This window comes from Ruegeria sp. BF7, assembly GCF_056538605.1.
Genome location: NZ_JBQFTM010000003.1, coordinates 234,696 through 255,389, shown reverse-complemented (window position 1 = coordinate 255,389; position 20,694 = coordinate 234,696). Strand labels below are relative to the sequence as shown.

19 protein-coding genes and 1 tRNA gene are annotated in these 20,694 nt (G+C 57.6%); 8 read left to right on the top strand and 12 right to left on the bottom strand.

Features of this window, described 5'->3' with window-relative positions:
• The first annotated feature begins 105 nt into the window (after positions 1–105).
• Positions 106–1,119: a LacI family DNA-binding transcriptional regulator gene (locus ACR0IK_RS09810; RefSeq protein ID WP_480591691.1), complete on the top strand. Its 1,014-nt coding sequence runs from the start codon at positions 106–108 to the stop codon at positions 1,117–1,119.
• An 18-nt stretch (positions 1,120–1,137) separates the two neighbouring features.
• On the opposite strand, the gene arsB is transcribed toward ACR0IK_RS09810, so the two are convergent.
• Genes arsB through ACR0IK_RS09790 form a run of 4 tightly spaced genes read right to left on the bottom strand, consistent with a single transcriptional unit; the run spans position 1,138 to position 5,277 of the window.
• Positions 1,138–2,190, bottom strand: coding sequence for an ACR3 family arsenite efflux transporter (gene arsB / locus ACR0IK_RS09805; protein ID WP_480641348.1), 1,053 nt, complete (start codon positions 2,188–2,190; stop codon positions 1,138–1,140).
• The gene (arsJ, locus tag ACR0IK_RS09800) at positions 2,187–3,452 is read right to left on the bottom strand and encodes an organoarsenical effux MFS transporter ArsJ (RefSeq protein ID WP_480641347.1); all 1,266 of its coding nucleotides are present in this window, start codon (positions 3,450–3,452) and stop codon (positions 2,187–2,189) included. Before arsJ ends, arsB begins: the two co-directional genes overlap by 4 nt.
• Positions 3,449–4,447, bottom strand: coding sequence for an ArsJ-associated glyceraldehyde-3-phosphate dehydrogenase (locus ACR0IK_RS09795; RefSeq protein WP_480641346.1), 999 nt, complete (start codon positions 4,445–4,447; stop codon positions 3,449–3,451). The genes arsJ and ACR0IK_RS09795 overlap by 4 nt, the downstream gene beginning before the upstream one ends.
• Complete coding sequence (locus tag ACR0IK_RS09790; protein ID WP_480591675.1) at positions 4,444–5,277, bottom strand: arsenate reductase/protein-tyrosine-phosphatase family protein; 834 nt, start codon at positions 5,275–5,277, stop codon at positions 4,444–4,446. Before ACR0IK_RS09790 ends, ACR0IK_RS09795 begins: the two co-directional genes overlap by 4 nt.
• 216 nt (positions 5,278–5,493) lie before the next feature.
• On the opposite strand from ACR0IK_RS09790, the gene ACR0IK_RS09785 reads away from it, so the two are divergent.
• Together ACR0IK_RS09785 and ACR0IK_RS09780 are read left to right on the top strand one after the other, a co-directional pair.
• Positions 5,494–5,569 (top strand) — tRNA-Thr (locus ACR0IK_RS09785).
• Positions 5,570–7,706: 2,137 nt separating this feature from the next.
• Positions 7,707–8,387: a hypothetical protein gene (locus tag ACR0IK_RS09780; RefSeq protein WP_480641345.1), complete on the top strand. Its 681-nt coding sequence runs from the start codon at positions 7,707–7,709 to the stop codon at positions 8,385–8,387.
• Between the two features lie 432 nt (positions 8,388–8,819).
• On the opposite strand, the gene ACR0IK_RS09775 is transcribed toward ACR0IK_RS09780, so the two are convergent.
• The 8 genes from ACR0IK_RS09775 to ACR0IK_RS09740 form a co-directional block, all read right to left on the bottom strand.
• Entirely contained in the window at positions 8,820–9,215 is a 396-nt protein-coding gene (locus ACR0IK_RS09775; RefSeq protein WP_480641344.1) for a hypothetical protein, read from the bottom strand.
• 328 nt (positions 9,216–9,543) lie between these two features.
• Positions 9,544–10,029 (bottom strand): hypothetical protein, encoded by a 486-nt coding sequence (locus ACR0IK_RS09770; protein ID WP_480641343.1) that lies wholly within the window; start codon positions 10,027–10,029, stop codon positions 9,544–9,546.
• A gap of 743 nt (positions 10,030–10,772) precedes the next feature.
• Positions 10,773–12,701, bottom strand: coding sequence for a 1-deoxy-D-xylulose-5-phosphate synthase (dxs, locus tag ACR0IK_RS09765; protein ID WP_480592173.1), 1,929 nt, complete (start codon positions 12,699–12,701; stop codon positions 10,773–10,775).
• Between the two features lie 16 nt (positions 12,702–12,717).
• Entirely contained in the window at positions 12,718–13,584 is an 867-nt protein-coding gene (locus tag ACR0IK_RS09760) for a polyprenyl synthetase family protein (protein WP_480592175.1), read from the bottom strand.
• Positions 13,585–13,827: an exodeoxyribonuclease VII small subunit gene (locus tag ACR0IK_RS09755; protein ID WP_058272726.1), complete on the bottom strand. Its 243-nt coding sequence runs from the start codon at positions 13,825–13,827 to the stop codon at positions 13,585–13,587. It abuts the gene before it with no gap.
• Positions 13,824–14,750, bottom strand: coding sequence for a histone deacetylase family protein (locus ACR0IK_RS09750; RefSeq protein WP_480641342.1), 927 nt, complete (start codon positions 14,748–14,750; stop codon positions 13,824–13,826). Before ACR0IK_RS09750 ends, ACR0IK_RS09755 begins: the two co-directional genes overlap by 4 nt.
• A 27-nt stretch (positions 14,751–14,777) precedes the next feature.
• A complete protein-coding gene (locus ACR0IK_RS09745; protein WP_480592179.1) occupies positions 14,778–15,479 on the bottom strand; it encodes a response regulator in 702 nt (233 codons plus the stop codon).
• Positions 15,476–15,988, bottom strand: coding sequence for a MarR family winged helix-turn-helix transcriptional regulator (locus tag ACR0IK_RS09740; RefSeq protein ID WP_420585637.1), 513 nt, complete (start codon positions 15,986–15,988; stop codon positions 15,476–15,478). Before ACR0IK_RS09740 ends, ACR0IK_RS09745 begins: the two co-directional genes overlap by 4 nt.
• A 160-nt stretch (positions 15,989–16,148) precedes the next feature.
• Between ACR0IK_RS09740 and ACR0IK_RS09735 the strand changes: the two genes are divergently transcribed.
• The 5 genes from ACR0IK_RS09735 (at position 16,149) to ACR0IK_RS09715 (ending at position 20,662) form a co-directional block, all read left to right on the top strand.
• Positions 16,149–17,015 (top strand): branched-chain amino acid aminotransferase, encoded by an 867-nt coding sequence (locus tag ACR0IK_RS09735; RefSeq protein WP_480641341.1) that lies wholly within the window; start codon positions 16,149–16,151, stop codon positions 17,013–17,015.
• 128 nt (positions 17,016–17,143) lie between these two features.
• Positions 17,144–18,094, top strand: a complete 951-nt coding sequence (locus ACR0IK_RS09730; protein WP_480641340.1) for an AraC family transcriptional regulator — start codon at positions 17,144–17,146, stop codon at positions 18,092–18,094.
• 109 nt (positions 18,095–18,203) lie between these two features.
• Positions 18,204–18,569 carry an SPW repeat domain-containing protein gene (locus ACR0IK_RS09725; protein WP_480592185.1) on the top strand — a complete coding sequence of 122 codons (366 nt, stop codon included), beginning with the start codon at positions 18,204–18,206 and terminating at the stop codon, positions 18,567–18,569.
• Positions 18,570–18,702: 133 nt separating this feature from the next.
• Entirely contained in the window at positions 18,703–20,271 is a 1,569-nt protein-coding gene (locus tag ACR0IK_RS09720) for an alkaline phosphatase D family protein (RefSeq protein WP_480641339.1), read from the top strand.
• Between the two features lie 196 nt (positions 20,272–20,467).
• On the top strand, positions 20,468–20,662 hold the full coding sequence (locus ACR0IK_RS09715) for a hypothetical protein (protein WP_480641338.1): 195 nt from the start codon (positions 20,468–20,470) through the stop codon (positions 20,660–20,662).
• Positions 20,663–20,694: the final 32 nt, after the last annotated feature.

The following is a 20,694-nucleotide window of genomic DNA, read 5'->3' as shown; positions in this document are numbered from 1 at the left end:
GTCTGGATTCTGCACACGTGCTCACATAATGTTAACGTATGACAGTTCGATGAAAGATTTCTAGCAATATTGACAAATTAATCCAAAAAAGAGGACAGATTTGGCGTGACAGACGACAGCAGCAAATCCGCCGAAAGGCCCCGCCGCGTGACGGCGCAAGCCGTCGCCGACGCGGCTGGAGTGTCGCGTTCCGCCGTCTCACGCGCCTTTACGCCGGGCGCTTATCTTGATGTAAACAAAAGAAAAAAAATCCATAAGATAGCCGCGCGCATGGGTTATCAGCCCAACGCTTTGGCGGCAGGGTTAAAGGGGGGGCGGTCGCATCTGGTGGCAGTTTTTGTCGGCAACATGCGCAGTACGTACGATTCCGAATTCGTGAACCGTTTGGTGGGTCGGCTGAACGCATTGAACAAGTGGCCGATTCTGATTGATGGCGGTGATGACCGCGCCGAAGCAGCAATTGACCAGGTGATGCGATACCCGCTGGACGCCCTGATTCTGCGCGGCGGTAGTATGCCCGGACCGCTGGTCGAGCAGTGCAGCAAGTTCGGCGTCCCCATGATCTCATCCGGCCGTATCGTGGATGCGCCGGGGGTCGATAACGTGTGCTGTCGAAACGCCGAGGGTACGCGGATCGCGACGCAAACACTTATTGATCGCGGACGCACACGCTTCGGGTACATCGCAGGCGCGACTTGCTTTGCTTCGTCCGCTGACCGCCGGGCGGGTATTTTGGCTGTCCTTGAAAAGGTTGGGTTATCCCTGATCGCGGAAGAGACCGGGGAATTTACCGTCGAGGCCGGGTATAAAGCGTCGATGAAACTGCTGCGGGATCACCGCCTGGATGCGCTGGTCTGTGCCAATGATGCCAGCGCAATCGGCGCGCTGACCGCGGCGCGGGAAATCGGGCTGGATGTACCCGGTGCGCTGTCGATTGTAGGCTTCGACGATATCGAAATGGCCCGATGGCCCACCTTCAATCTGAGCACCGTGAACAATCCCATCGACCAGTCGGTCGAGCACGTGATCCACTTGCTTGAACGCCGGCTATCCGAGCCCGGCAAGGCGAGCGAAACCCTTCTGATCGATCCCTATTTCGTGCCGCGCGGGACCCACTGATCACTTGCGGTGCTCGCGTTAAGGTTTGAGTTTCTTGGTGCTCAGCCTGTTGAAATCGGAAGGTTCGGGGAACCGGGCACGCGTGCGGTTGGCGAACGCCACCAGTGACAGCATCACCGGCACTTCGACCAGAACGCCCACCACGGTGGCCAAGGCGGCGCCCGAGTTCAGTCCGAACAGGCTGATGGCGACCGCGACCGCCAGCTCAAAGAAGTTGGACGTGCCGATCATGGCGCAAGGGGCGGCAATACGATGGGGGATTTTCAACGCATGGGCCGCTGCATAGGCCAGGGCAAAAATCCCGTAGCTCTGAATCAGGATCGGTACGGCGATCAGGACAATCACCAGCGGTTTCGCCAGAATGGTCTGCCCCTGCAGGCCGAACAGGATAACAACGGTGGCAATCAGGCCCAGCACCGACCACGGTTTCACCTTGGCCGAAAACGCGTCAATGGCGTCTTGCGAGCCCAGTTTCCACCGCGTGATCAACCCCGCGATCAGGGGCAGCACGACATAAAGCACGGTCGCCAGCACCAAAGTCTTCCACGGGACCGCGATATCGGTGACACCCAGCAGAAATGCGACGATGGGTGCAAAGGCCACGACCATGATCAGATCGTTGACCGAGACCTGCACCAGCGTGTAGGTCGCATCCCCCTTGGTCAGTTGCGACCAGACAAACACCATCGCGGTGCAGGGGGCCGCGCCCAGCAGGATCAGACCGGCGGTGTATTGCGCTGCGTCTTCGGGGCGAATCCACGGTGCGAAGACATAGTCGAAGAACAACACCGCCAGCAGTGCCATGGTGAAGGGCTTGATCAGCCAGTTGACCACCAGTGTCACGATCAACCCTTTCGGCTGGCGTGCCACGCCCGCAACCGCGCCGAAATCGACGCTGACCATCATCGGATAGACCATGGCCCAGATCAGCAGGGCCACCACCAGATTAACACTGGACACCTCGGCCGAGGCGATCAACCCGACTAAACCCGGTGCGGCCAGACCGATTAGTACGCCTCCAACCATAGCAAGGGCGACCCAGACGGTCAGGTAGCGTTCGAAAATGCTCATGAGTAGGCCTCGGTGGTCTGATCGGTCAGTTTGCCCGACGTCAGCGCCGCCAGCGCGACCATCACGGTGGCGGTGCCCAGAACCAATGCCAGCCCGCCGATCTGATAGGTCAGCCCGGACAGCACGGTGCCCACAAGGCGACCCGTCGCGTTGGCCATGTAATAGAAGCCCACATCCATTGTCACCCGTTCGGATTTAGTAAACGCCAGGATCAGGTAAGAATGCAGCGAAGAGTTGACCGCAAAGATAGCCCCGAACACCAGCAGGCCCATAACCAGCGTGACGGTCAGCCATGTCTGCGGACCCGAGGACACCAGCACTGCAACCGTCAGCGCTGCCGGAACACAAAATAGGGCAGTGGCCCAGCTGCGGGCGGCGTAGATCAGGTCGCCTTCGCTGCGCTCCGACGCGCGCAGAATTTTGGGTGCGCTAGCCTGAACGGCTCCGTAGAGGATAACCCAGACGGCCATGAAAGTGCCGATCATAAAAAACGCAGCGCGGTTGCCTTCTTCGGTGCCGTCGGACAGGACCGCATAGAAATAGATCGGGATGCCGACCACAAACCACACGTCCCGCGCGCCGAACAGAAACACCCGCGCTGCCGACAGCCAGTTCACATTTGACGATTTCGAGAAAACCTCGGAGAATTTCGCTCCCTTGCGCCCCTTGGGCAGGCCGGGTGGCATCAACAGGATGACGGCCACCAAAATAACCGCCAGCACAATCGCCATGGCCAGCGTGGCCCAGACAAAGCCCAGAGTGGCCAGTAACGCAGTGCCCAACAAAAAGCCCAGTCCTTTGACGGCGTTTTTCGAGCCGGTGAGAACAGCAACCCAGCGAAACAGCCCGCTGCCCTCGGTCGGCGCCAGCAGCTTCACAGCGGATTTCGAGGACATCTTGGCCAGATCCTTGGCCACGCCACTGGCCCCCTGCACGATCATCACAAAGGCAACTTTGGCCGGAATCGCCCAGTTAGGGTCTAGTTGGGTTAGAACAAGCAGCGCCCCCACCTGCAAAGCCAACCCAGCATACAGCGTCGAAGTCAGGCCGAACCGCGCCGCGATCCAGCCCGCCGCAAGGTTCGTCCCCATCCCGGCGATTTCATAGAGAACAAACAGATATGCCAACTGAACCGGCGAGAAACCCATCGTATGAAAGTGCAGCAGCACCAGCATCCGCAGCGCCCCGTCGGTCAGCATAAAGGCCCAATAGGCCGCCGTGACCGCAAAATAGGCCGACAGTCCTTCGGGCCGGGATGTCACAGCAAGGCTCCAACCTTGAGCGCGACATCGACCAGACGGTGCGCATATCCCATCTCGTTGTCATACCACGCATAGATTTTCACCTGCGTCCCGTTCACCACCATGGTTGAGGGCGCATCGACGATCGAAGACCGCTCGTCATTGGTGTAATCGGTCGAGACCAGCGGGCGCGTTTCATAACCCAGAATGCCTTTCAACTCGCCCTCGGCTGCGGCTTTGAAGAAGGCGTTGACCTCTTTGACGGTGGTTTCGCGCTCCACCTCGAAAACGCAGTCGGTCAACGAGGCGTTCAGCAGAGGCACTCGTACCGCGTGGCCGTTCAACCGTCCCTTCAGTTCCGGATAGATCAGCGTGATCGCGGTGGCCGAGCCGGTGGTGGTCGGGATCAGCGAATTCAGCGCCGAACGCGCGCGGCGCAGGTCCTTGGCCGGGCGGTCCACGATGGTTTGCGTGTTGGTCACGTCATGGATCGTGGTCATCGAGCCGTGGCGGATGCCTAGGTTTTCGTGGATCACCTTGACCACAGGGGCCAGACAGTTGGTGGTGCAGGACGCCGCCGTCACGATGTGATGCGTGGCCGGGTCATAGGTGTCTTCGTTGACGCCCATGACGATATTGGCGGTGGGACCGTCCTTGACCGGAGCCGAGACGACAACCTTTTTCACACCTGCTGCGAAATAGGGGGCTAGCTTGGCCTCGGTCTTGAAGACACCGGTGCAGTCGATCACCACGTCCACACCATCCAGAGGCAGATCGTTCAGACTCTTGGTGCCGATAAAAGGCAGGCGGGTGCCGTTGATGGTGACGCCGTCCGCGTCGTGCGAGAACTCCGCGTCCCAGCGCCCGTGTACCGTGTCGAACTCCAGCAGGTGCGCGTGCATCTCGGGGTCGCCGACCCCGTCATTGATCCAGGCGATCTTTGCGCCCTTTTCCAGCAACGGCTTCAGGACCAGTTTTCCCATCCGGCCCAGGCCGTTTACAGCGTAAGTCGTCATTTCGTGTCCTCAAGTGACGTTCTGCCGATGTCATCGACAGCAGTTTGCAATGCGATTCGGTCCAGGCTTTCGACCGGGAGAGAGGTAAAGGCCTCGATCCGGCGCTTCAGCGCGCCATAGGCATTCTGGAAAGCCAGGCTTTTTTCCGCATCGGTACCGGTGGCTTTGACCGGGTCCACCATGCCCCAATGGCCGCTGATCGGCTGGCCTTCCCAGGCCGGACATTCTTCGTTGGCGGCCTGGTTGCAGACGGTAAAGACAAAATCCATTTCGGGCGCGCCCGGTGCGGCGAACTCGGACATATGCTTGGAACGCAGGACCGAGGTATCGTGCCCCTTGTCGCTCAGCACCTGAACAGCAATTGGATTAAGCTCGGTCGCTGGCTGGGTTCCAGCGGAATATACATTGAACCGATCGCCGCCCAGTTCGCGCAGCAGCGATTCGGCAAAGATCGAGCGGGCAGAGTTACCCACGCACAGAAACAGTACATTGAACTTGCGGTCCGTCATGGTGTCACTTCCTTGGCTGAAAGGCATGCAGATATCAGGGCGGCCACGGCAGCAATCGAGGACCAGAAAATCCAGCATATGCTGCACGTTCTTCATATCGACCGAATAGAGCAGAGAGGTTCCCGACCGTTCCTGCGTCACCAACCCCGAGCGTTGCAACGCGTTCAGGTAGTTCGACAGGGTGCTGGCCTTGATATCCAGCTCTGCCGCCAGCTCTCCGGCGGGCACAGTGTCAGGAAAACGTCGCATCAACATGCGAAACACCGAGATGCGCTGCGGGTGCCCGAGGATGGCAAGTTGGTCAGTTACTTGTTCTATCATATTTCATGAAATATAGAAATAATAATGGCACGACAATCCGGGAAATGCGCCGTTACAGAAATTTCACAGTCAGAACTTGCAGGCGTCGTGGCTCGGGTCAAAAGATCTGGTTGCGTTGGCGGTGTGATACTGTGAATCGCCGCAATCGCTGCGGGAAAAATCACAAAGATCAAGACTTGCGCGCGCTACCCCGACCGTTTAAACGGGCCATCGCTTGCCTCAATAGCTCAGCTGGTAGAGCAGGTCCTTCGTAAGGACAAGGTCGGGGGTTCGAGTCCCTCTTGAGGCACCACGACAAAGAAATTAAAAGTCACTTTTCTCACACTTAGCATTTTTCATAGTGAAGCAATCCACCTTTCAAACCACCTTTCTACAGTCGATGTAGTTAGTTTTTAGGGTTTCTAAGATTGAAGGTAGCGATAGCCATTCTGGGTTTAGAAACTCTTCGTTAAACTAATGACACTTCAGTCTAGTGAAATTGGAAAATGGCTCGAATAGCGCCAAGCACGAGCTTCTGATTGTTTACCCATAATTGTCATGTCTTTTACATGTTCTGGCCAAAGTGACAGTAGAAATCCTCTACTTTTACTCCCGGAAGGCATTGGTATTTCAACGATGTTTCCCGTGTCATCCTTCCACATTGCGATTGAGTGGTTTGCGGGTAAGTGTCCTTGCTTGTTTGATTTCTCGATCAGTCCATACGACGTAAATGTCAAAACAGAGTTACCCGGATCGTCGGCAAGGTTGGATGCGTACTGTGCTGGCCAACGGTTCCGAATCTGAGGACCATCAGGTGTGGCTTTGGCTGGAACAGTTGACTAATAAGTGCCGTTCTACTTTCCTCCACGTCTCATGCAGGCAAAAGCCGCCGCACACTACCTTGGCGTTTCAGCATCCAAGCTTAGAACTTTGGGAATTCCGGCTAAGGTGTGTGTGGGAAACAAGTTGTATGACATTAGAGATCTTGATGCTTACGCGGATCAATTGTCATACGAGGATGAATACACCGAGGCCACAACAGAGGCTGACAAAGAATGGGGTGGCACAAAGAATAGTTCGAATGCATGGTAGTCGGATTTGCAATCCGCTGCTGAGCAGGCTCATCTTTTCGCATGTTGGAGATAAACTGATTGCTCGTATTCATCGATGAAACCGGCGATCCTGGCTTTAAGCTGGAAAAGGGTTCATCCCCAAAAGAATTTCAATCTGATTCGTTAATCGCCCGGGATAAGCAATCGTGATCGACTGGGTTACGCCCACCTGACAGCATGGCAATTTCAGCGTCCCTCTGGGACGTCACGAATGTCATAGTTTTTCGGCCAATGACTGAAAGCTTCTCAATCATACAATCGGCCAATACGATGTTTTGTTGTTCTGACAATTCCTCCCGAAAGAGATACCGAAAATAGTTGTCCTTGGCTTTTTGCTTAGTGGAATCGGCTGCTGCCGGTGCCGTTGAAAGGAGTATGATGCAAACTGATTGCAGAACTCGCACTGTCTGATTTCCTAAGTTGAGGTGAAGGAGTTATCACTAAAAGCAGCCCAGCAGTTTCAAACAAGAAAAACCGAAGTGTGTAATCCTCATCACTGACCAACCCCGCAGAATCGGCCAGACTGATTGCAGTTAACGAGTTGGCGCTCATGGTGTTTTGAGAGCGCAGTTTTTCATTATCTTCCCTGCATCTGGGGCGCGCTTGTGGTGAGCGCGCCCTAATTCTTGTTTCCAGCCCCTTGTCGTACCCCTGATGGAGTCTCTGGCTTCCTAAAAAAGAAGAGGCCCGGATAGTGTATGATTAACACAGCGTGAATGACGTGTTCTCGCTGAGTTCAGCCATGCTGGGGCATTGTTTCCAAATGTGTGAAAACAAAAGGCACGAGTTTAGGGGTGGCCGTTATGTCAACTGGTGTGAACTTTGATCTGAGCGATAGCCAAAACAAGTGGTCTGAATGGACTATGCGCCCAAAGAAGCGTGAGCGAAAACTAACGGACTACGCCTCTGGGTTTGTCGTCATACTTTCGGCAATTGTCGTAAGTGGTTTACCTCAAGACTTGCCGTTCTGATAATACGAAACAAACCTCCCGGATTAGGTCGCGGGCCTCTTGGCACACCAGCTCGGCGCGGGAAACTGCGCGGTTGTCCCCGCCAACTGCGTTGCCGAGCGCCGTTGTTAGCTCCGAAGCGTTTGAAACGTTGAATGTGGTCATGATTGCCCCAATTCGCGACCGTGCAAGCTTCGTCGCCACCCTGTTGTTTACGTGCAATTAGGTAACCAGCCATCCCACACAAAGCAAGAACAAGAACGGAACAAGGGCGGAACAAATAGGGTCGAATACAACTAAGGTGCCGGTGGGTTTCTTGGCTGCGACGATCAATTCGGTTAGGCTTTCTGTATTCGCTTCAAGCCAAATTGTAATTGGAGCCACCCCAATGAAATTCGATTCAGTACTTGCATTTTTGCTTGGGTTTGTTTTCAGCCTGTCCGCCTGCAGCGATGTCTTCCATGCAAATTTCGAAAATGGAACGCCCGGCCAGTCGCCGCTTTCAAACCCGCCCGGCCCACCTCCAGGCGACAGCATCAGCGTGGGATCAGACGAGTTCTTCTTTGTCGGGACAGCCGACGCAATTGAAGGCGACCTCTCCCTCAATTTCCGCGAGCGACCCCCTGCTACAGACACTTCCGGGGACCACATCATTTTCAGAACGTCGCCCATAAACGACGACGCTGCGCCAATCTACATAAGGTGGCAGGGGCAGTTCCTCGATGCCGGAGGAATGATAATAGATAGCGGCGTAGTGGGGGAATACTTTGGCAGAGTGATGTTCGATAACGGCCAAGTGTTGATGTTCGACACCCCAGTCGGCAGCTACAACATTGGTGACAGTCACACTGTCTTAATTTCCCTGTTTCCAGAAAACATGGTGTACCGCCTCGCTATGTTTGGCGAGACATCGTTGGATTCAGGATTTGCAGAAGCAGACCTGAGAGAACTAGACGGGGCACCGCAGAACGAGGGGTTCGTAGATATCTCTGTGACCGCCTCTTCGGACCAAAACCGTTTCTACGTAATGGACGATTTGACGGTTTCGCTTCGCGACCTCGGCAAGTGAAAAGAGTTGAACGGTGCACTTTGCTGGACGGATGGCCTCCCCAAAAATAGCGAGTGTACCTGGATTGGTTAACAGGATGCACTTAGACCAAGCTGCCGCCGAGAACCGAATCCGCCTGTCACGTCAATTTAAAGGTGATGGGTGGAGTGAGGGGCTGGACGAGGGGGTAAAGCCAGCCCCTCAAACTCTGGGGGTCCCGGAGTTGTGTGTGTGGTTGCTCCGTTAACTCAGAATTAACGAACTATGCGTGTCCGCGATATTGGGGGTTCCCCGTATTTGGCAAAATTAATCTTTCGAACACATTTCGGACAGAGCCAGCAGATACCAAGAGGACGCGGCGCGCCTGATGGGGATTAGCGATTTCAACGAGGGGGTACGAGTTCGGCGTGTCGCATCTTCAGTTTTTGCAAGCGAAGCGCCATCACTTTCAAATTACCATTTGTAGTGCGGAGCCCGCTCGCCATTCCAAAACCGCGCAACGTCCATCGTATCAATGATCAGCGAAGTCGTATTGAAGCCGATAAGAAGGATGACCCACCAGTAAAGCGCGGGTTCGGTGACAGCGTTTGGCAGATTCGTCAGGAAATAGGGTATCATTGGAATCCACAGAATGTGGCCTATACCAAGCAGCCTCACAAACCCTAGCCTCAGGTAAATTGCTATCATTATGGAAATGCCGACCCCGACCGACAACAGGTTGAACCAGGCATAGAAGGTATTGAGGAACAGCAGGGAGGCCAAATTTACGAGAATTAGGCAGACTACCCAAACTCTCGCAACCGGGTTGAACCTGAAAAGGACGATCCAAAGAATTTCAAACGCGCGCATTTGGCCGATCCTATCAATTCAACATCACAGTTGTCATTAATCAGCGGTCCAGCTTTAGAGCCGGGGTCGGATTTGCCAGGATCGTGCCCACTGCCGGAGCAATGCCTTCAACAGACGCACCATCACAAAACCGAACTTGGCCGGGAACGGTTGCCCAAGTTTGTGCTTAATCCCATTCAAATCCACTTGGCACTCCAAAGCAAAGTCACTGATGCTCCGGCTCTACTTCCTATCTGCGCGCCCGTTCGATCAAAACGGCGCATGAATTCAGCGCCTGACTCGCCTTCTTTTCGCTCCAAAGTGACAGTTTCCTCTGAATCCGAAACGCTCACGATGGCACGATGGACATCTTCCTCCAGATTTTGAGGATATTCACCCTCTGTTGAGATTGGGTTTCCTTGTTTGTCAAAGAACTCACCCTTAGTGATGACGACTTTGAATTCGTCGCCAGACTTCTCTTCCAGCTTGTTGATACGGTTCCTGATGTTCGCTTTGCTGCCTCCAATGCTGTGATCCGGCGTTTAAGTTCTGTGGTTTCAAGCACCCGCCTGTACTGCTCGACCAGCCCCATGACAGTTGCCCCCTCCAGCGGCGTGATTTCCCCCTCAGAAACCGCCTTCAGCACCGCCTGCGAGGCTTTTGAGGCCTCGCCAGCAGTACTGATTGGCGGAAGCTCAAAGCTGATAGGAGCGTCCTTTCGGGTGGGCGCTATTCGCTCAATGCTGAGACGCAGGGCCGTGCTGTCTCCCTCCAGCGCCATCTCAACGGCCTTCTGGGTGATTGCTTCAGATTGACCTTCAAGCAGTTCCTCCACAGCACGAGTGACCCGGTGAAGGCCCAAGGCAGTGCCCACGGGTGACTACAATGAAGCCCCGCTCAATCAGGGTTTCGAAATAACCGGCGGCTGTTTTCCGGCTAGGGGCAAGTGTGTCTCTGATGTCTTTCTGGTCCAGTTCGACAACAGGCACTTTACCAAGCTTGGGAAGCACGTGCAGTTCCAGAGGCGAATACCACCATCCGGCTTTGCCATCACCCTTATGCTCTGCCTTACAGCTTTCGAACGCGTCCTCAGCTATGTCTTTCAAAAGGTGCAGCTTGCTGGCTTCCTCGCGCTTGAGGCGTTCCCGTTCCTTGATTGGGTCAATGCCCTTGCGAGCAACAGCCCGCCAGTTCTCGGTTTCCTGGCGGACATCACGTCAAGATATGAGTCCAGACCCATTTCACGCCGGCGCCTGTGGACAGTGACGCGGAGGAACCACTGCACCCCGCCGTCCTCACGTCGATGAAATCACAGCCCACGGCGTCAGAGCACTTCCCCGGCGAAGCCGACCTTAGAGTTGCAGCGCTGAGCTTGTTTAAAGTCGTGGCACTCATCCACCTCTCTATCCACCCTCTACAAATAGTATAGGCGGGACACAGTGGCACACAGTGACATTGAAAAATCACTGAAAATCAATTTTTTCGCGATTTCTTGAGATGCGGTGAAACGCCGTGAAACAAAGATTGGATGCCCTCTTGAGGCAACACGTTTATCCCGATTGGTGAGATTGCTAACGCTTAAGCGCGTTTTTCGCCGATGGTTGTCACGCCCAGAACCGACAGCACCTTGGCTTCGATCTGTGCGGCGTTCATACCCGCGACAGCGTACATATCCGCTGGGCTGGCTTGGTCGATGAAGATATCCGGCAACACCATCGAGCGGTATTTCAGCCCGTGATCAAACACGCCCTCATCCGCCAGCAGTTGCGCCACGTGGCTGCCGAAGCCGCCGATCGCGCCTTCTTCGATGGTGATCAGGGCTTCGTGGTTCGCCGCCAGATCAAGGATCAGCTCGCGGTCCAGCGGTTTGGCAAAGCGGGCATCTGCGATGGTAGGGGTTATCCCGCGGGCTGACAGCGCCTCGGCCGCCTTTTGCACTTCGGCCAGACGGGTGCCAAAGGACAGCAAAGCCACCCGTGCGCCTTTCTGGATCATGCGGCCTTTGCCGATTTCAAGCACCTCACCGCGTTCGGGCAAATCGACGCCCACGCCCTCACCGCGCGGATAGCGGAAAGCAATGGGGCCTTCATTATGGGCAGCGGCAGTGGCCACCATGTGCACCAGCTCCGCCTCATCCGCTGCGGCCATCACGACCATGCCGGGCAGGTTGGCCAGATAGGCGATGTCAAAAGACCCCGCATGGGTTGCCCCATCGGCACCCACAAGCCCCGCGCGGTCGATGGCAAAACGTACTGGCAGGCGCTGGATCGCCACGTCATGAACCACCTGATCGTAACCGCGCTGCAAAAAGGTCGAATACATCGCGCAGAACGGCTTCATCCCCCCGGCGGCCAGCGCCGCCGCGAAGGTCACGCCGTGTTGTTCGGCAATTGCCACATCAAAACAGCGCGAGGGGTAGCGCTCCGCAAACAGGCTGAGCCCGGTGCCATCGGGCATCGCGGCGGTCACTGCCACGATCTTGTCATCGCGCCCGGCTTCTTCGACCAGCGTTTTGCCGAAGACCGAGGTATAAGATGGCGCGTTGGATGGCGCTTTGTGCTGCTGGCCCGTCACCACGTCGAATTTGGCCGTCGCATGGCCTTTGTCCCGGGCCTGTTCGGCAGGGGCGTAGCCTTTGCCCTTCTTGGTCAGCACATGGATCAGGATCGGACCGGTCGCCCGCGCCTTGACCGTGCGCAGTACCGGTAGCAACTGGTCCATGTCGTGGCCGTCGAGGGGCCCGATATAGGAAAAGCCCAGTTCTTCGAACAGCGTGCCGCCCACGGCCATGCCTTTCAGCATTTCCTTGGCACGTTTCGCCCCTTCGCGGAAAGGTTCGGGCAGTAGCGACACGGCCCCCTTGGCGGCGGCTTTCAGGTCGTGGAACGGGGCTTCGGCATAAATCCGCGACAGGTAGCTGGACAGCGCGCCGACCGGGGGGGCGATGCTCATCTCATTGTCGTTCAGGATGACGATCAGGCGTTTCCTCAGGTGGCCCGCGTTGTTCATCGCCTCGAACGCCATACCCGCTGACATCGAACCATCGCCGATCACCGCAATCGCATCGCCCAGACCTTCGGGCGTGACGCCGCCCAAATCGCGAGCGACGGAGAATCCCAGCGCCGCGCTGATCGAGGTTGAACTATGCGCCGCGCCAAACGGGTCATAGGGGCTCTCGCTGCGTTTGGTGAAGCCGCTCAGGCCGTCTTTCATACGCAGGGTGCGAATACGATCGCGCCGCTCAGTCAGGATTTTATGCGGATAGCACTGGTGGCCGACGTCCCAGATGATCTTGTCGCGTGGTGTGTCAAACACGGCATGCAGCGCAGTAGTCAGTTCGACCACACCCAGACCTGCCCCCAGATGCCCACCGGTGACCGACACGGCCGAGATCGTCTCGGCCCGCAATTCCTGCGCCAGCTGATGCAGCTGTTTGTCCGAGAACTGTTTGAGATCCGCAGGGCGGTTCACAAGGTCCAGCAGGGGCGTGTTCGGGCGGTCAGACATGTGGCGCATTCCTGGCTTAGCTGTCCCGGGCAATAACGAAGCGGGCGGCGTCCTTCAAGGTTTCAGCCGAAGGTCCGTACCCATCCAGTGCAGTGCAGGCCTGATCAATCAGCTCCGCAGCACGGACTTTTGCCGCGTCCAGACCCAGCAATGAGACAAACGTGGCCTTGCCGGCCCGAGCATCCTTTTGCAGGCGTTTCCCGGCCTTTTCGGCATCACCTTCCACATCAAGGATGTCATCCGCGATCTGAAAAGCAAGGCCAAGAGCTTGGGCATATTGGCGCAACGGGGCCGGATCGGACTGCGCCAGCCGAGCCCCCGCACAGGCGGACCATTCGATCAGGGCGCCGGTTTTACCGGCCTGCAGACGGGTGATTTCGGCAAGTGTCAGCGGAGCAGCAGCCGACTCCGCCGCAATATCCAACGCCTGCCCCAGCACCATGCCTTGCGCCCCGCTGGCCTTGGCCAGTGTCAGGGCCAGGTCCGCGCGGACCTCGGCATTGCCGACCTCGGGGCGGGTACATAGTTCGAAGGCCAAAGTCTGCAATGCATCCCCGGCCAGAACGGCGGTGCCTTCGTCCCATTTCACATGCAAGGTCGGGCGCCCGCGACGCAGGTCATCGTCATCCATACAGGGCAGATCGTCATGCACCAGCGAGTAGGCGTGCAGCGCTTCGATCCCCGCCGCGGGCCAGATAGAGCGGTGCGCGTCCACGCCAAGCAGACGCGCGCTTTCCAGCACAAGAAACCCGCGCAGCCGCTTGCCGCCTTCGGTGGCATAGGCCATCGCCCGGGTCACATCCAGATCGTCCAGCGCGCTCAGAACCAGATCGAACTGATCCTGAATGCGCGCCGCGTCCTGCGCTAGCCTTTCGCGAAACATTTACTGACCTTCGACAGGGGTCGTCCCGGTCGGCTGACCATTGGCGTCCAGCGTGATCGCGGCCACCTTTTCCTCGGCCCGCTTCAGCTCATCTTCACAGCGCTTCTTCAATGCCGCCCCGCGTTCATACAGCGCAATGGATTGGTCCAGCGCCACGTCACCGCGCTCCAGCTGGCCGACCACGGCCTCCAGCTCTTTCATCGCCTGTTCGAATGTCATTTGATCAACGGGGGTATCGGTCATCGGGCTGCCTTCATCAATTCTTCCACATGGGCGCGTGTGGCCTCGGCCAGTGCGTTCAGATCATACCCGCCTTCCAGAGTCGAGACGATACGTCCCTCACACAGCTCATCAGCAATCCTGCACAGCTCAGCGGTGACCCAGGCGAAATCGCCGGTGGACCAGTTCAGATTGGCCAGCGGGTCGTCCTGATGGGCGTCAAACCCGGCCGAGAGGATGATCAGTTCAGGCCTGAAAGCGCGTAGGCGAGGGAAAGCCAGCGTTTCATAAGCCGCGCGCATCTCGGCCCCACCCGTACCTGGGGCCAGGGGAATGTTCAGAATTGTCTCATACGCGCCGGTCTCGTCCGGGCGCCCCGATCCGGGCCACAAAGGCATCTGCTGGCTGGTGATCACCAGCGCACGTTTTTCATCCCACAGCAAGTCCTGCGTGCCGTTGCCGTGATGCACGTCGAAATCCACAACGGCGACCCGGTTCAACCCGTGATGATCCAGCGCATGCTTCGCCCCCAGAGCGGCATTACCAAACAGGCAGAACCCCATTGCCTTGTCGGTTTCAGCATGATGCCCTGGGGGCCGGATCGCACAAAACGCATTCGGAGCGTCTCCGCCCAGCACCATGTCCACCGCCCGTACCACGGCCCCGGCAGCGCGATAGGCCGCATCCACCGAGCCCGGAGACATGAACGTATCCCCGTCAATCTGGGCGAACCCCTCGTCCGGGCGCGCGGCGCGAATGTCCCGGATGTAGCTTTCCGAATGAACCCGCAACAGATCTTCATCTGCCGCCAGAGGCGCCGTCACCCGGTTCAGGTCCAACCCCTCAAGCGAATGCAGGATATGCTCCAGCCGTGCGACTCGCTCTGGGTGCCCATTGGGCGTCACATGACCCAAACAATCCGCATGAGTCAGAAGGGCAGTTTTCATCACGATCCCCTGTTCATCTGCCTAAGATCAGTCCGGCGCCAACATATATCCGGCGCCGCGCACCGTCTGCAGATACCGAGGCTGCTTGGGATCCTGTTCGATCTTGCGACGCAGGCGGGTAATCTGCACATCCACCGCCCGCTCCTGCGCCTGACCCTTGTCGCGGCCCAGATCTTCGACCAGCTTGGCGCGGCTGATCGGCTCTCCCGGCTGGGCCGAGAAGATCTTCATCAGTTGGCTCTCGGTGGCGGTCAGCCGCACGGGATCTTCGCCCTGCCACATCTCGCCGCGTTCCACGTCATAGCGGATCGGGCCAAGGTTCAATATCTTGGTCGCGGTGTCCTGCGCCGGTGTTTCCGGCATCCGCCGCAGTATCGCATTAATCCGCAGCAGCAGCTCTTTCGGCTCGAACGGCTTGGCCAGATAGTCGTCCGCCCCGGCCTCAAGCCCAGCGATGCGGTGCTCGGTCTCGCCCCGTGCGGTCAGCAGCAGGATCGGTGTAGTATGGGTTTCGCGCAGCGTCCTGGTCAGGCTCACGCCATCTTCACCGGGCATCATCACATCCAGCACGATCATGTCAAAATCCAGCCCCGACAACACCCGCCGCGCATGGGCTGCGTCGCGGGCGGCGGTCACCAGAAACCCGCTCCGCATCAGGAATTTCTTGAGCAGATCACGAATACGCTCATCGTCGTCGACGATCAGCAGATGGGCATCCAAATCGCTCATGAGGTCGTATCCCGTAGTTTCGTGTAAGCATGACGCATATCAGCATCCATCATCGCTTCAAGCACTTTACGAAATCCCGACACGGCCTCGGGACCTGCATCTTTATACGCCGCGCGCATCCGCACGCGCTGGGCCTCGGACAGTTTGGCCTCAAGCGTTTTGCCCTTTTCGGTCAGAAACAGATGACGCTCGCGCTTGTCCACCGTGCCTACGCGACTTTCGACCAGGCCATCCTCGATCAAGGTCCGCAGCACCCGGTTCAGCGATTGCTTGGTGACCCCAAGTATAGCCAGCAGGTTGTTGACCGTTGTCCCCGGCGCCCGGTTGATGAAGTGCACGGCCCGGTGATGCGCACGGCCATAAGCCATCTGCGCCAGAATGCGATCGGGGTCTGCGGTGAAACCGCGATAGGCAAAGAACATCGCCTCGATGCCTTGCCGCAGTTGTTCGTCGGTCAGAAACAAAAGGCTTTCACCGCCAAAGACTTGTGCGGGGCGCGTATCCGACATGGTTTGCCTCATTCGTTACTCCGGACCGACTTTATGTCAGCGTTGTTGACATTCCAAGAGTGGACAGGTATCGAACCGCAGTTTCTGCGCAACTTTATGTCCGCATCGGACTTAATTGGCGCAATAATCGGAAAATTCAACCCGAGGCTGGAGGTTTCGCATGGCGGGGTATGATGATCTTGATGGCACCATCTGGTTGGATGGCAAACTGGTCCCTTGGCGCGACGCCAATGTGCACATCCTGACGCATGCGATGCACTACGCCTCATCCGTGTTCGAGGGTGAGCGCGCCTATAACGGTAAGATCTTCAAAAGCCGCGAGCATTCTGAACGTCTGATTGCCTCGGCCGAGGCGCTGGACATGCCGATGCCCTATTCTGTCGATGAGATCGAAGCGGCCAAGGAAGAGGCGTTGAAAGCCAGCGGTCTGCAGGATGCCTATGTTCGCGCGCTGGTATGGCGCGGCTCGGGTGAGGATATGGGCGTGGCTTCGGCCAGGAATCCGGTGCGGATGGCTGTCGCGGTCTGGCCCTGGGGGGCCTATTACGGCGACGCCAAGATGCAGGGCGCCAAGCTGGACATCGCGGAATGGAAGCGCCCCAGCCCGGAAACCATTCCGGTTCACGCCAAGGCGGCGGGTCTTTATATGATCTGCACCATCTCCAAGCACAAAGCCGAGGCCAAAGGCTGTTCGGACGCATTGTTCATGGATTGGCGCGGCTACGTGGCCGAGGCGACTGGGGCCAACGTGTTTTTCGTCAAGGATGGAGAGGTTCACACGCCGCTGGCCGATTGCTTCCTGAACGGCATCACCCGCCAGACTGTAATCCAGATGCTGAAGGACAAGGGCATCACCGTTCACGAACGCCGTATCAAACCTGAGGAAATGGCTGAATTTGAGCAGTGTTGGCTGACCGGTACAGCCGCCGAGGTTACCCCGGTCGGCCAGATCGGTGACTATACGTTTGAGGTCGGAGACCTGACCCGCGAGATCGCCGCCGAGTATGAGGCGCTCGTGCGCGCCTGATCCGCGCAAGCTAATGCTTTTTTTGAACCTCCGCCAAAGGCGGGGGTTTTTCTTTGCCTGACGTTCAAACTTTTGTGCAGATCGTTCAGCTGGCTGGACGAACGCACAACTGAGGATAGGTTAACCTCATGTTAGACCTGCTCAGCGATATCCTCACCCGCCTGTCCCTGCGCGGTACATTCTACTTCCGCACCTCTTTCACGCCGCCATTTGGGATCCAGGTTCCTGCTTTTGAAAATGTGGCCCGATTTCATTTCGTACAGCGCGGAGAGCTGAAGGTTTTCGTCTCTAACACGGGGGAAACACTTCGCCTAAGGCAAGGTGACCTGATCCTGATCCCACATGGCTCGGCCCATGCGCTGCTGTGCAACGAAGTCAGACCGATGGACGCGTTGCCGCTTGAGCAGGTGTTGGATGACGCCGGGTATCAGGGCGATGGCGTGCTGATTTATGGTGGAGAGGACAAAAGCCGAGATACGCAACTGATCTGCGGTCATTTCTCGTTCACCGGCCCGCCGGGGCGGCAGGGCACGGGTCATATGCTGATTGACCGGCTGCCGCCCTACATCCTGATCGAGAACTACGGCGAAGAGGCCGGAGCCTGGATCGAGGCTACACTGCGCATGATCGGGTCCGAGATCAGCGGTGCCCGGATCGGTGGCGACCTGATCGCCCTGAAACTGTCCGAGGTGTTGTTCGCCCAGGCCATCCGAGCTCACCTTGAACATCAAAGCCCCAGCGAGTCCGCTTTGGCAGGGTTCGCTGATCCGCGGATATCCCGCGCGCTGACCGCATTCCATCGGGCCCCGGCTGAGGATTGGAGTGTCGAATCGCTGGCCCGGGAAGCTGGTATGTCGCGCACTGCCTTTGCTCAGCTTTTTGCCGAGAAGATGGGCACCACGCCCATGCAATACTCGACCGACTGGCGGATGCAGATCGCCTGCCACGGCTTGACCGAGAACCGCTGGAATGTGGCCGACGCTGCGGCCGAGGTCGGCTATGCGTCAGAGGCTGCGTTTTCCCGTGTGTTCAAAAAGCAGATCGGCCTGTCCCCCGCAGCGTATCGATCCATGCACTGATCCGACCCAATTCTGAACGATCTGCACGATTTCACGGACGATCCGGAATTAAGCGTCCGAGTGTTCCTTCCTAGTTTGGGATCATGCCAAACAAGGAAAGGAAATTTCGATGTCTGTTCGTTTCGTTACCCGCACCATACACGCTTACCTGGATTACCCTGTCGCCCTTGCCCTGATGGGGCTGCCCTTTGTGCTGGGGTTGGGGCAATCCAATCCGATGGCCTTGTGGCTTTCCGTAGTCACCGGCGTCGCGGCTTTTGTGCTGACCGTACTGACCGATCACCATCTCGGCGTCTGGCGGGTGCTGCCCTACAAGTTCCATCTGGCCGTTGATCTGCTGGTCGGTGTCGTGTTCCTGGCTGCACCGGGTCTGTTTGGGTTCTCGGGCCTGGATGCGATATACTACTGGTTGAACGGCGCGGCGGTGGTCGCTGTCATATCGCTCAGCACACCGGAACAAGGTGTGGTTGCCTGAGCAGGTTGTCCACAGGTGTCACAAAATCATCGTGATACTTTCAAGAATCTGAGCCGCTTGTTTTACAAACAGGCGGCTCACTGCCGCTCACCAATCGCGTGGCCAACAACGGTTACCAGACAGGAGAGCCCCAATGACTCCAATCCTTCGCCCCAACCGCCGTGCCTTTCTGGCAGGCAGCACCGCCTTTGCCGCGTCGCTGTCCATGCCTGCGATCAGCCGTGCATCATCCCGACCCGCGTTCACGCACGGCGTTCAGTCGGGCGATGTCGACATGAGTTCGGGCATGATCTGGACCCGCACGGACCGTCCGGCCCGGGTGATGATGGAGGTGTCGACCACCGAGAGCTTTGCCGACGCCCGCAAGCTGACGCCGATGGATGCCATCCCGAACAACGATCTTGCGGTGAAGCGGCTGGTCGAAGGGCTGCCTTCGGATCAGGATATCTTCTACCGTTTCGTGGCCGCTGATCTGGGCGATATCAACATCGTATCAGAGCCTATTATTGGCCAATTCCGCACTGCACCCTCTAAGCGTCGCAATATCCGCTTTGCGTGGTCGGGTGACACCGCCGGGCAGGGCTGGGGCATCGATGACGACGGGATGCGCACCTATGCCACCATGGCGCAGCATCGACCGGACTTCTTTATCCACTCGGGCGACACGGTCTATGCCGACGGCCCGATGCGGGACCAGGTCGAGAAAGATGGCCAGCTGATCTGGAAGAACACCACCTTGATTGACGAGAAACGCAAGGTGGCCGAAACGCTGGACGAATTCCGCGCCCAGTGGAAATACAACATGATGGACACGCATGTGCGGGCGATGAATGCCGTCTGCCCAACTTTCTTCCAGTGGGATGACCACGAGGTTGTCAACAACTGGTCGGACGCCAAGGACCTGATCTCGGACGACCGCTATACCGAAAAATCGGTGCATGTCCTGCAATCGCGCGCGGGCCGTGCGTTCCACGAGATGACGCCGCTGCGGATCACGCCGGCCGAGCCGGGGCGCGTGTATCGCAAGATCTCGTACGGGCCGATGCTGGACGTGTTCTTTCTGGATTTACGCAGCTATCGCGGGCCAAACGGGCCGTCGATGGAGGGCGAAATCACCGATCAGTCCCGCATTCTGGGGGCCGAGCAACTGGCCTGGCTCAAGCGCGCGCTATCTGCGTCTCCGGCCACGTGGAAGGTGATCGCTTCCGACATGCCGATCGGTCTGATCGTTTGGGACCAGTGGAAGGATCAGAAGGGGGCCGAGGCGATCTCGAACGGGGATAATGGCCCGGCAAAGGGCCGCGAGCTGGAGATTGCTGATCTGCTGCGCTTCATCAAGACCGAAGACATCACCAACACGGTCTGGTTCACGGCGGACGTGCACTATACTGCGGCGCACTATTATGATCCTAACAAGGCGCAATTTCAGGAATTTAACCCGTTCTGGGAGTTCGTCTCCGGCCCGCTGCACGCAGGAACATTCGGCCCGAACGCGCTGGACGGCACTTTCGGGCCGCAGGTGAAATTCGTCAAAGCGCCAACCGAAGAGCAAGGCGCCAACCTGCCGCCCAGTGCGGGCCTGCAGTTCTTTGGTCTGGTCGATATTGATGGTGCGACCCAGCAGATGACCGTGCGCCTGATGGATCGCGCCGATACCGAGCTGTGGTCGGTGACACTGGACCCGCAGCGGCAAGGAATCTGAGCGCCCGCCACGTCGCGCCCCAGAGAGATCTTTGGGGCGCATTTTTACCCTTGAAATTCCCGACTAAAATAGTCAGATAGTGTACAACGCCAGATGCGCGGGTATCCGGCACGGGGTTTCGAGGCGGTTTGCGGGCTTAGCGCATGAAATGGTGAGAGCCCGCCGCCGCCTCGAAAACGAATGATCAGGGTAAAACATGGGTGATCCGCTGGACGAAATCATGGCACGGCACGAGGCAGCCACCGCTTGTGGTTGCTGCTGCGACGATGATTTTTGCGCCTATGTCGACAAGACCCCAGAATCAGAAAACCAGCTGCCGGAAATCCTGCCGACCAGCGTCACAAGCCGTCGCGGATCGGTTCGGTTTCTCAATGAAACCTCGGCGGGGTAACAGCCCTGGGCCGGGGCTGTTCAATCTCTAAA